This is a genomic window from Desulfovulcanus sp. (assembly GCF_982781345.1).
Map to the genome: position 1 here is coordinate 1 of NZ_CEYAEZ010000075.1, position 12,495 is coordinate 12,495.

Annotated in this window: 9 protein-coding genes; 1 reads left to right on the plus strand and 8 read right to left on the minus strand. The window is 41.9% G+C overall.

Features of this window, described 5'->3' with window-relative positions:
• The first annotated feature begins 136 nt into the window (after positions 1-136).
• Positions 137-487: a DsrE family protein gene (locus AC3WVG_RS10295; protein WP_488798037.1), complete on the plus strand. Its 351-nt coding sequence runs from the start codon at positions 137-139 to the stop codon at positions 485-487.
• 118 nt (positions 488-605) lie between these two features.
• Here AC3WVG_RS10295 and AC3WVG_RS10300 read toward each other — a convergent pair whose 3' ends face one another.
• The 8 genes from AC3WVG_RS10300 to AC3WVG_RS10335 form a co-directional block, all read right to left on the minus strand.
• Positions 606-1,523 (minus strand): cell division protein FtsX, encoded by a 918-nt coding sequence (locus AC3WVG_RS10300; RefSeq protein ID WP_488798038.1) that lies wholly within the window; start codon positions 1,521-1,523, stop codon positions 606-608.
• Positions 1,523-2,203, minus strand: a complete 681-nt coding sequence (gene ftsE / locus AC3WVG_RS10305) for a cell division ATP-binding protein FtsE (protein ID WP_488798039.1) — start codon at positions 2,201-2,203, stop codon at positions 1,523-1,525. The genes AC3WVG_RS10300 and ftsE overlap by 1 nt, the downstream gene beginning before the upstream one ends.
• A 426-nt stretch (positions 2,204-2,629) precedes the next feature.
• Positions 2,630-3,829, minus strand: a complete 1,200-nt coding sequence (locus tag AC3WVG_RS10310) for a tetratricopeptide repeat protein (protein WP_488798040.1) — start codon at positions 3,827-3,829, stop codon at positions 2,630-2,632.
• Positions 3,819-5,141: a GAF domain-containing sensor histidine kinase gene (locus AC3WVG_RS10315; RefSeq protein WP_488798041.1), complete on the minus strand. Its 1,323-nt coding sequence runs from the start codon at positions 5,139-5,141 to the stop codon at positions 3,819-3,821. The genes AC3WVG_RS10310 and AC3WVG_RS10315 overlap by 11 nt, the downstream gene beginning before the upstream one ends.
• Before the next feature lie 9 nt (positions 5,142-5,150).
• Positions 5,151-7,385 (minus strand): vitamin B12-dependent ribonucleotide reductase, encoded by a 2,235-nt coding sequence (locus AC3WVG_RS10320; protein ID WP_488798042.1) that lies wholly within the window; start codon positions 7,383-7,385, stop codon positions 5,151-5,153.
• Between the two features lie 116 nt (positions 7,386-7,501).
• Positions 7,502-8,227, minus strand: a complete 726-nt coding sequence (locus AC3WVG_RS10325; RefSeq protein WP_488798043.1) for a response regulator — start codon at positions 8,225-8,227, stop codon at positions 7,502-7,504.
• A gap of 446 nt (positions 8,228-8,673) precedes the next feature.
• On the minus strand, positions 8,674-10,662 hold the full coding sequence (locus AC3WVG_RS10330) for an ATP-binding protein (protein WP_488798044.1): 1,989 nt from the start codon (positions 10,660-10,662) through the stop codon (positions 8,674-8,676).
• A gap of 43 nt (positions 10,663-10,705) precedes the next feature.
• Positions 10,706-11,935 carry an ABC transporter substrate-binding protein gene (locus AC3WVG_RS10335; RefSeq protein ID WP_488798045.1) on the minus strand — a complete coding sequence of 410 codons (1,230 nt, stop codon included), beginning with the start codon at positions 11,933-11,935 and terminating at the stop codon, positions 10,706-10,708.
• Between the last annotated feature and the right edge of the window lie 560 nt (positions 11,936-12,495).

The window sequence follows — 12,495 nt, forward strand, 5'->3', positions numbered from 1 at the left end:
AGATGTGTCCAAGTCTTTGTTAGCATTGAAGAAAATGTGCTCGTAAATTAACTCCGAAAGTTGAGATTTTAATAAATCAGTGCAAACGGGTGGGGCTCTGCCAGCCTCACCCTGGCTTTAAAAAAGGAGGAAACCTATGGAAGTCAAAGTCGTTTTCCATCTGGATTGGGATGAAGAGGACAGGCTCATTATGGCACTTAACAACATCACTAATCTTCTAAAAGAGGTCCCCGCTGAAGATGCCAGTATTTATCTCGTAGCTAACGGTGTTGCGGTCAGGTTATTTCAGCGTGACCGAGCCAGGCAGCACGCATCCCGTATTGAAGAACTATCTAAGGTAGGTGTTCGATTTTTTGTCTGTAATAACTCACTCCGCAACTTGGATATTGACCGGGAAGAGCTTTTCAAACAATGCGAAGTGGTACCGGCAGGTGTCATGGAGTTGATCAGGCTGCAGGCTGAGGGATGTGCCTACATTAAACCCTAAGCTTGAACTTTAGCCCGCCTTAGAACCCTGCTCGTCCTTTCTGATCAGAGCAGGGTTATCTTAAAAAAGGCACAACAAAAATCTCTAACTACCTTGAGCTCTAAAACATTTATTCCGCTCACGAATACGAACTCTGTCCAGCTAACAATCCACTAATTATTCCCACCAAAATCAGCACCGCCAAAAAAATACCTACATAAGGCAAGGGTAAAAAACTAATCTTTAGCCAGAAAGGGGGCACATAAAGCATTTTTTGTGCTACCAAATGCGTTAACTTCAACATAATCAAAGCCAGACAGCCACCAATCAAGCTCTGAAGGGCGCCGGCAATAAGTATGGGGAGTTGGATGTAGGCTCTGCTTGCCCCGACCAAGTTTAAAATCTCCACTTCCTCTTGATGGCTTAAGTGAAATAGACGCAAAGTATTGCCCACTACCATCCCCATTAAAGACAGCAAAAACACAATCAAAGGCCAAACCACTGCATGTACTATTTTTAGCCAGGTTCTGGCCAGATCAACTTGCAAAGGATTAAAGTTCACCCTGTCCACCCCTGGCAAACTCTTTAACCGGTCCAGAAGGGTCTTGGCCTGATCAGCACCCTCGCTCCTGCCAGCGTCACTATAGACCGATAACTCTACTTCCACCAAAGCAGTTGGTGGAAGAGGATTATTATCAGCCAAAATACTAACGTACTCACTGCTTGAGCTGCTCTCATCATCTGAAAAGGTTTGAGTCAGCATTTGCAAGGCCTGCTCAGGAGCAAATGTCTTGATCGACTTAACCACAGGCCAGGATGCGATTTGCTCCCAATCTTTGTGCACCTCGGATAAAGGCACCCCCCTTTCCCAGTAGATTTGAAATTGGACTTTGTTTTGAGTTGTTCCGATTATTTGCTGAAAATTAAATAACACGAGCATAAAAAAACCGCACAAAAAGGCCACCAGAGTGACTGCGCCTATGGTCAAGACCTGCGCCCCTTTATTCTCAGCCAGATTTTTAATGCCCCGAACCAAGAGGTGACCAATGATGCGCATTATGTCTTCTCCTCCAAAGCCCAACTGGCCTCTACAATCTGCCCATGATAGAGCTTCAACACTTTGGCCTGCGGGTTACTGGCTATAATTTCTTCATTGTGTGTGGCAAAAACTATCGTTGTTCCATGAATATGAAATTGATGAAATACTTCCAGAAGCTGCCAGGCCAGATCCTTATCCAAGTTGCCCGTTGGCTCATCAGCCAAAAGAACCCTGGGATTGACCACTATAGCTCTGGCTACAGCCACCCGTTGCTGTTCACCTCCGGACAATTCCTGGCCAAGACACTCTGCCTTATGATCAAGGCGTAAGCTCCTAAGCACTGCTCTAACCCTTTTTTGGATGTGCATACTCGACATGCCTCTAACCTGCAGGGGCAAAGCCACATTGTCCCAGACAGTCTTGCGAGTCAAAATCTTAAAGTCTTGAAAAACAATACTTACCCGTCGTCGCAGAAGATAGTGCTTACGAACTGGCAGTTTTTTCAGGTCAAAACCAGCCACCTGCACATGCCCTCTTGTAACGGGCAAGCTGCCATGAAGGATACGCAATAAAGTGGTTTTTCCTGCTCCTGAAGGACCTGTAAGAAAAAGAAAATCCCCTTTGTCTAACTCAAAAGAAATATTTTTTAATGCCCAATAAGGCCCAAAATTATAAGATAAATGTTTAACTTGAATCATTTTTTTCACGAATCGAAAATCAATGCCATCACAATTAGGTTCAACTTTCTATACTCGAGTCTGTGGCCAAACCCTATTTTGCCTACCAGATTAGAAATCCTGGTTTCTTGAAAGCATTGCAAAGGGCTGGATAAGCCATCTTGACGATGCTCTGCTTATCCGCAAGCAAAATATAGATGGATCCAGGCATTTGCACCAGCATGAAAGAAATCAGGATTGAAAAAAATTATGAAAATTTGTCCCCTTAAGATGCAACTGCAATAATTAAAATTTTACAGTTCTGACAAACATCTTTATCTTGTAAGCTATTCAAATAATTCAACATTCATCATTCAAAATTCAACATTGCCTGCAAAAAGGGTCTTTTTGCGGGCGCATCCTCTCAAGTAAGGTTTGGCCACAGACTCACTCAATGTTATCAAGATGTTACTTGCTGACTTTTTTCTCCACCGCCTCATCCTTCACGCTTAACGATTCACTAGTTGTCAATTTATCAAGCAGTTCTTGAGCTTGCTGGAATTCTGGGTTTATTCGAACAGCTTTTCGCAAATACTTTATAGCGCTATCAGTGCGATTGACATTTAGATAAGCGACTGAAATATTATATAATATCTTTTGATTCTCTGGCTCTTTTTTCAGAGCGAACTTATATACGTCCAAAGCTTCTTGCGGCCTTCCCTGTCTACGCAGGGCCACTGCAAAATTATTCAAGGTATCGACAGTCAATGAAGTAAACAAAAGAGGACCAAAATCTGCCTGCACTTCCTGAACAAGGTCATATTTTAGATATGTATTCCAGATAATCTCTTTTACTTCATTATCCTTGGGGTCGTTATTAATAGCCATTATAAAATATTCTCTGGCCTTGGTCAGATCGTTTATATTTAAATAGGCCTCTCCAGCAAATAACATGTATTCCGTATTCTTAGGACTTATTTCCAAAGCCTGTTTTGCGCTCTCAATGGCCTCTTCCCATCTCTTTTGTTTTCCTTGCATTTGTGCTTTGAAAAACCATGCCCTGACCATAAGAGGATTAACCGTCAAGGCATTGGCCGCCATCTTTTCCGCCTCATACCAATCTTCTTTTTGAGCATAGACATGGGCGATTTCCAGATAAATTCGCGGTTCTAACGCAGGAAACTCCTCTATCAACTCCCTAAGCTTGTGTTCTGCCTCGTCAAATTTTCCTTCCGCTCCTAATCTCCGTGCATTTTTAAATGCTTCCTTCCAAGCATTTTGCGAACTGTCTTGGTCCAATTTCTTCAACTTCTCAATAAAAGAACCGATGGTTACGGGCTTAACCAAATAACCGCTTATTCCCAAATCCGAGGCAAGGGCTACATCTTCCCTTTCACTCTTTGAAGTTACAAATAAAAAAGGAACATCCTGCCATTTTGACTCCCTGCGTAGTTTACGCAAAAATTCAATCCCGTCCATTCTAGGCATCTTCCAATCCGAAATAATAAGTTCAACATCTGGATTGTCTTGCAAAAGCTCCCAAGCTTCCTCACCATTGGCTGCCTGAATGATATTTTTAAACCCCAGCACCCGTAAGATATTAACCATAGTCTCCCTCGCCGGCTGAATATCATCCGCTACTAATACTGGTTTTCCCTTATCGAGCATGGCCATTCTCCAAAGCATATAAAGTTACACAAAAACAGCTTCCTTTGGCCTGAGCATCTCTCACGTCCTCAACCCAGATCTTCCCCCCCAACAGATTTGCAATACGGCTACAAATAAAAAGGCCAATGCCTGTACCTTGAATGTTCTTGTGGCTCTTTGCCCTTGTAAATCGATTAAAAATAACTTTTTTTAGATCATCAGGCACACCAGGGCCGTTATCCTGAACGCAAAGTTTTACAATTCTATCATGCCTATCCGTCCTGCGTTTGCCTGTTTTGACCTCCCAAAAAACACGTACTTTTCCTTCCTGCGGAGTATACTTCACTGCATTGGATAAAAGATTTTGCAAAAGATGGCTTAGAAGGGTTGGTTCACCTAACACCAAGACATCTTCTTTATTAGTAATTTGGATATCAATCCCCTTGGCCCTGGCTATAGGCTCTATTCCCTCTACCTCCTGTCTAACAATCGGAGCAAGAGCTACGGGTTCTAATTTTCCTTTGTCTTCCTGCCATTGATCTAACTTGGCTACCTCCAGAAATTCATTAATCATTTCTAAAAGTTTCTCCGCACCATCCATAGCCGTATTCACAATAGGCTCTTGGTCCTCTCTTAAACCCATATATTTCAACAAATCCAAATTAGAAATGACTGCCGAAATAGGACTTTTAAAATCGTGTACCACCATCTGTACCAATTCAGAGCGTTCTGTGTAAGTAATCATAAGTTCTTTTTGCTTTAACTCCAACTCCTGGGCAAGACTTTTATACTTCTCCCTCTCTTCTTTTAGCTTATGTAGCAAATAAGAATTCTCCACCAGGGGGGAAAGATAGGCAGCAAAATCTATCAGCAAACCAAGATCATTTTGGGAAAAGGAAGTATCGTCCAAGCGATCAGAGGCATTGATCACGCCAATAACATCCTGGCGTTGGGAAATTAGGGGAACACAAAGCAAAGAATCGGTGCGGTAATTCTTTGACCTGGCGGCTGCAGGCTTAAATCGAGGATCTTTATTGATATCTTCAATCAAAAGAGGCTGGCCAGATTCGAATACATATCCAGAGATGGCCCTGCGATCAATTGGTTGGCTCTTGCCAATTATGTCCTTTTTGGTCGCAGCAAGGATCTGTAATTGATTGTGATCCTTGTCCAGAAGCATAATGGACCCCTGCCTGGCCGAGATCTTCTTGAGAATCAAGGCCAGGCTGTGGTCCAACTTCTGGGTCAATCTTAACCTGGAATCAGTTAAGACATTTATTACCCTGCGGATAAACTCCAGTTTACATCGATCTCGATCCTGTTCCACTTGCATTAAAGCAACCTAACCACATTTTGTGTAACCACAGGCGTGACACACAAAACAGCCTTCCTGAAAATAAAGTTTCTGACCACACTCCGGACACTTGGGTCTATCCAGGCTCTTGTCATCCGCGTCTATCATATCACCCTGGAGATATCTGTTCTCCAAAACCCAGGCCACTGCGTCCGGAATAGACAACAGCAAACCTTTCTTCTGAAACACAGGGTGTTCACCACCAATGCCTTTAAGTTGCTTAACTACATCACGGACATCAATGCCTGATCTAAGTGCCAGTGAAACTAGACGGCCGATAGCCTCGGCCTTGGCAGTGATGGATCGTCCTGAACGGCCAATAGTGGCAAACACCTCAAATGGCTTACCATCTACTTCATTGACGGTTAGATATAAATCACCCAGTCCGGTTTTTACCTTCTGCGTGAACCCATAAACTACTTCTGGCCGTTCACGCACGCGGGGCTGACTATCTTTTTCCTCCTCCTTTTTAGCTCCCTCGCCAGTGCTGAGAACTTGCGTACTCTTAGAACCATCGCGATAGACAGTAACTCCTTTGCACCCCAATTCATAGGCCAGCCAGTAAATTCTCCAGATATCTTCCTGAGTAGCTGAATTGGGAAGATTTACAGTCTTTGACACTGCATTATCAGTATACTTTTGAAACGCAGCCTGCATCTTCAAATGATATTCCGGCTCAATATCCATGGCCGTGACAAAAACTTCCCGCAAATTCTGGTCCAGAAAATCCATGTGTTGAATACTTCCCTTCTGGCTGATCTCCTCCATAAGCTTAGGACTATAACTTTGAGCCTCTTTTATGGCCTGCTCAAAATATGGATTAACCTCAAGCAGTCTCTCTCCATCCATAACCTGACGGACAAAGCTTAGGGCAAACAAGGGCTCAATACCTGACGAACAACCGGCAATAATGGACAGCGTTCCCGTGGGGGCAATGGTGGTAGTAGTCGCATTACGATAAGGTCCGAAGTTTTGCTCGGCATAGACCGACTCAGGATAGGCAGGAAACGGTCCCCGCTCCATGGCCAAAATTTTCGATGCCGACCTAGATTCTTTCTGAATAAAATTCATGACCTTTTCCGCCAAATTCAGGGCCTTCTGGCTATTATAAGGAATGCCCAATTGAAATAAGAGGTCGGCCCAGCCCATGACTCCCAGACCTATTTTACGATTTTTGTGCACGGTCTCGGTAATAATAGGCAAGGGATATTTAGAGGCGTCAATAACATTATCCAGAAAACGCACACTCAAATGCACAACTTCTTTCAATCTCTCCCAGTCAATACCGTCCTCGGCATCACTGGCATAAAATTTGGCCAAGTTGATAGAACCCAGATTACAGGCTTCATAGGGAAGAAGCGGCTGCTCTCCGCATGGATTTGTGCTCTCTATTTCACCTTGTTTTGGGGTCGGGTTGTCCCGATTGATGCGATCAAGAAAAATGATTCCCGGATCACCGCTTTCCCAAGCCTTTTGCACTAAAAGAGAAAATACCTCCCGCGCCCTAAGCTTCTTCTTCACTTGGCCGGTATGGGGAGCAACCAGCTCGTACTCTTCATCATTTTCCACAGCCTGCATAAATCTCTCAGTCAACGCCACAGAAAGATTAAAATTATTTAACTCGCCATCCCTTTCCTTAGCCTTGATAAAATCCAGAATATCTGGATGATCCACACGCAAAATGCCCATGTTTGCTCCCCGGCGAGTTCCACCTTGCTTCACCTGTTCTGTAGCGGTGTTGAAAATCTTTAAGAAAGAAAGAGGGCCTGAGGCAATGCCCCCTGTGGAGCCAACCCGGCTATCCTTGGGTCTTAACCTGGAAAAAGAAAACCCTGTCCCGCCTCCTGATTTATGGATCAATGCTGCATACTTTATGGCATCAAATATCTCCTCCATTGAATCCCCCACGGGCAGGACAAAACAGGCAGCCAATTGGCCGAGTTTTGTGCCAGCATTCATAAGCGTGGGGGAATTTGGTAAAAACTTAAACTCCACCATTAAGGTATAAAAAATTCTGGCTAGCTCATCGACCTTGAACGGAGACTTTTCATACTTTTCTTCTTCCCGGGCGATACTATAAGCCACACGCCAAAAAAGACCCTTAAAGTCTTCCACCGGCTCTCCGTCAGGTCCTTTGCGTAAATATCTTTTAGTAAGGACAATCTTGGCATTAGGACTCAGTACTGGTTCAGGCAAATCAGTTGGAACTTTAAGTTTATCCATTTGTCTCCTCGCTTATATTTATTAAAATTTAAAAGGGTAAAATTATAACTCAAAAGACTATAAAACATTAACCATCAACCACAAAATTCTCACATTTCTACCCTTTTAGTCTTTTACTAGTGTTTATTTTTATCTATGTGTTCAATTTTGTCCACCATGCAGACCTTTTTGTTTAGCCCCAATACTTGAAACACTTTTTGAAAATTTTCTGGCAAGTTAACTACAAAAATTTCCAGGCCTTTTTTCCTGGCCTGGGTAAAAATTTCTGAAAGTGCAGCAATGCCTGCTCCGTTAATAGTTGTACTTTTTTTAAAAATATACACTAATTTTTGCACATTGTTCAGAAGAGAATTCTGAAAAGTATCATTTAAAATTGAGGCTGATAAGGCATTAACATGGCCACATATATTTATAATAGCCTTGCCATTTTCAATTTTTAAGGTAATCTCTTTTTGCTTGGCTTTAGAAAGAGCAATCCTTTCCCTAGCCCTGGCAAGCGCCTTCTCCAGATTTTCCCGACCAATGGGCTTGTTTATAAAATCCGTAGCATCCAGATTTAAGGCCCTGATGGCCAAATCCATATCCCCATGGCCTGTAATGACAATAACCTCTGTCCCGGGCCTCATCTCTTTAATTTTTTTTAATACCTGCAAGCCATCCATGCCTGGCATTTTTATATCTGTTAAGACAATGGATGGTTGACAGGATTTAAACAACTCCAGCCCCTGTTCCCCGCTGGTTGCAGTAACTACCTCAAATCCATAGGCCTGCAAAAAAAGCTCAAACATATTCAGAGTTGGTTCCTCATCATCTATAACTAAAATTTTTTCCTTGTCTTGCATAGCTCACCTGAATTCTTAATTGTAACGTTCATAACTTAAGCCTAAGGTCATTTACTTAAGAGTCTGTAGCCAAATCCTATTTTAACTACCAGATTAGAAATCCTGGTTTCTTGAAAGCATTGCAAAGGGCTGGGTAAGCCATCTTGGCGAAGCTTGCGGATAAGCAGAGCATCGGGGAGACAAAGCTAAATATCCGGGACTATTTGCCATAACTATCGACAATAAAGAGAATATTCATTTATCCAAAACGTCCCATTATGCTCTGTCCGCAAGCAAGCTATAGATGGGTCCAGGCATTTGCACCAGCATGAAAGAAATCAGGATTGAAAAAATTATGAAAATTTGTCCTCTTAAGTAAGGTTTGCCCACAGACTCTTAAAGACGCACAAATATAGCCTTCTGTTTTCTCAACTCAATAAAACTCAATATAAGCTTTTGGCAACAGATTATGCCTTGGGGAAACTGACTTCTATACTAGTACCTTGGCCAACTACACTTTCTATGTCGATCTTCCCTTCATAGTCTTTAACAATACCATAAGTAATGGCCAAACCCAGTCCCATGCCCTGGCCACTCTCCTTGGTCGTGTAAAAAGGCTCGAATATTTTATCCATGACTGACTCAGGGATACCTATGCCGTTATCCTCGATGTGCACTACCACGCGGTCTTGCTTTTCAAAAGTAGCGATCCTGATCATTCCTTTATAAGGATAGTCTTTTGTTTTAGCTTGCTCCAAAATAGCATCCCGGGCATTGGTAATTAGGTTGAAAAACACCTGTTGCAAACGGTTACTGTGAGCCATAATTAGACACAGATCATCTTTAAGCCTTAGATCAAAGTCAACATTTTGCAGTTTAAGCTGCTGTTTTAAGATAGATAGAACCCCTAAAATGGCATCATTAACACTGACCTTTTCTCTGATCAACGACGATTTACGACTAAACGCACGAAGATTATTTATTATCTCCGAAGCTCTGTCCACCTGTTTACTCAATTCGGTTACTACACTCAAAAACTTTTCTTTATCTACAGGCAAGTCTTCTTGTACGGCTAAAGCTAAAAACTCACTGCCCATTTTGATGGCATTTAAGGGTTGATTTAGTTCATGAGCTATGCCCGCGGACATCTCGCCCAGGGTCTTCATTTTACTTGCCTGAATCAATTGGGCGTCCTTTTCGATCATTTCAGTAACGTCAACGCAAGCCAGAATGATACCCTGCTTTCCGGCATAGCTGATAGGACAGGCATGGATGCTGACAAAAAATGGTCTCCCGCCTTTTTTGTAATTGATGACTTTGGCTCGATATAAATATCCATTATGCATAAATCTATCTTCTTCCCCGGTAAAAACCTGTCGACACTCTGGCCAAAGACGTTCAAAAGATCGCCCTAAAAGTTCGTCTTTGGGAAATTCATACACCTCTTCAGCCCTAGGATTGGCATCAAGAATAGTATAATCATCTGCCTGGACAACAAAAATAGGATCCGGGCCACTGGCAAATAAGGAACGATACTTGGCTTCTGACTCCTGAAGTCGTTTGCGGTACAAACGAATGCTCCAGACCATATTTATAAATGAGTCCCTTAGCTGTACCAGTTCATCCCCTTGCCTTTTACGATAAAATAAACACTGCTTGCATTGTCTAAGTTTCTTCTCACCCTCACCCTCCAGCAGCTTGGCCTGATCCAAATGCCAGCATGGCATATTAGTATCAGTATAAGCCGGGCATTTAGAAACATCCCATTTTAAATCTGCATCTCCCATATCCAGAGCGACGTCAAAATCTCCCCGACTTAAAGTGTCAGCGATCCTGGTCAATTTACTCACCGGCTGGGTTATGGTTAAAGCCAGTCTATGGCTAAGCCAAAATATGAATACAATGACCAGTGAAATAAACCCCAGAAAAGTTATACGTAACTTGGAGATCAACCTGTCAATATGGGCTTTATTCAAGCCCACATGTACAGTTCCGATCCGATAGATTCCTTCCTTGACAGGAACCGCTATATCGTAAGTCATCTTATGATGAACTTCCACCAGGCGCACACTTTGTTCCTTTTCCCCCAGGGGATTTATCCGCCTCAATTTTTCAGGGAAAGGATGGGTGAAAGTATGGGAAATAACCTCATTTTCCTGATCTGTAATAAAAATGTAGTTAATTAATTGCTTACGTTCCCTAAGTTTGGCCTCATCAAAGATTAAGGCCAGAAGACGAGGATAGTTTTTGTCCAGAATAAACCCGCCCCCGCGCTCAGCTATACTGTGAGCAATAGCCACACCTCTGGTTTCAAGTTCTTTGGTTAGACTCGAAACCAAAATCCATCTTGCCAATAAGGCAATGGCTATACTGATAATCAAAATAACTAAAATAATGGACAAAAAAATCTTATTCTTCAGGGATAAATCTTTGAACTTCTTTCGTATATCTAACATTTTGTTCTATCTTGGTTAAATTTCCCAACTTAATCAATTTTATCTAATCAGCTAAAGTCAACTCATTGTATTTTTTCTTTATATCACTCCAATCCTCAATCAAGACAAACTCATCATTTTCAAGACGTGTAAAATAAATATTGTCCATGCCCTGGTGATCATGAACGCCAAAATGAACATCGATATCGCCTTCTAAGGAAAAATTTTTAATAGACTCTATAGCCTTAATCAGTTTTGTCCTGGTTAAATTCCGGCCAGCCCTGCGAAGTCCTTCTACGAGCACCTTAGCATTGATATATCCTTCAAATCCCACATAATTCGGCCTATCATTAGGGAAATACTTTTTTAACAGATTAATATAGTTGGGTAAATTTTCATCAGCAGCATCTTCACAAGACGTGGGAGGCGGAACCACCTGGGACATAAGCACAATTTCCTTACTTCCTTTAAGTTTTCTGGCCAATTCCTCTGCCCCTACAAAAGAAAGATTATAAAAAACCGGATGGTAATCCTTTGCCTGGGCCAATTGAATAAACTTGGCGCAAGGATCATAAGTACCAATCATAACAACAGCCTGCGCACGAGATGACCAAATCTTGTTAAAGGCCTCATCAATATCCATGGTACCTCGTACATATGACCCCCTGGCTACCGGTGTCAGGCCAAAACTCTTTAAAGCCAATTCCGTCCCGGTCAACCCATCAAACCCGTAGGCATCATACTGATAAAACACCGCTATCCGTTGTAAGTTTAGATCTTGAACAAGATGACGCACTGCCTCCCTGGTTTCCTGATAGTACGAAGCACGGATATTGATTAAATATGGATTGAAAGGTTCTCTCAGAGCATTAGCCCCTGTAAACATGCCTATTAAAGGGATCTTGGCCTCTTCAATCATAGGCAGAACTTTTATCGTCGTCGGTGTTCCAACGTAACAAAAAAGGGCAAAAACCTTATCATTAATCAGAAGACGCTGGGTATTAGCAAGACACTTAGGTGGATCATAACTATCATCATAGGCTATTATCCTGATTTTACGTCCAAAAACTCCTCCGTTTTCGTTAACATAGTTAATATAACATTTTGCCCCGCGCAAAGTCTGTATTCCCAAATAACTGGCATGTCCCTTTAAAGCCAAAGATGAGCCCAAAACTATCTCTTTATCTGTCACCCCCATCACTACATCCCCGTTGGCAACTACCTCCTGTTCAGGGGCACAAGAAATCATAAATAATAAATAAATGAATAAAAAAATATACTTATTTAAAAACATTTTTTTAATATCCTCTTAAGCTTTACATTCTTGCCTGACACACCTAAAACTATACATAAACAAACATATATCAATTATGCAACAATTATCTTTTTTTAAAACAATTTATACTGTCGAAGCTCCTGACCAGAAAGTGAGCAAGGCTCAAGATTTAACACCATTATTTCTTACATAACACCTTGTTTTGATTGTAAATTATAATATATTTATTTTTTGGTTTTTATCTTAAAAATCCATTAAACAGTTCGACCCTACCAGTTCTCCGTTTTATCTCTTAGGAGGACCCTTTTAATCAACCCTTACCATTTAATGCAGCTCAAAGCTTAAGTACTTTCTAACTCTTAAATTTTTTAATTTTTCCCTTCAACAAATCTCGCCCCGGTTTACCCAATCTTGTGCCAAATCTTGCAAAAGCTGCAAGGCTTTGACTTTTTCCTTTTACGTACCCCAAAAGGGTAACATGGTAAAATCATGTTTTGGGGAGAAAATCTTTGCAGACTTGCCCTTTGCTGGCTTGGCACAAGATTGGGTAAACCGGGGCGAGATTTGTTGAAGGGAAA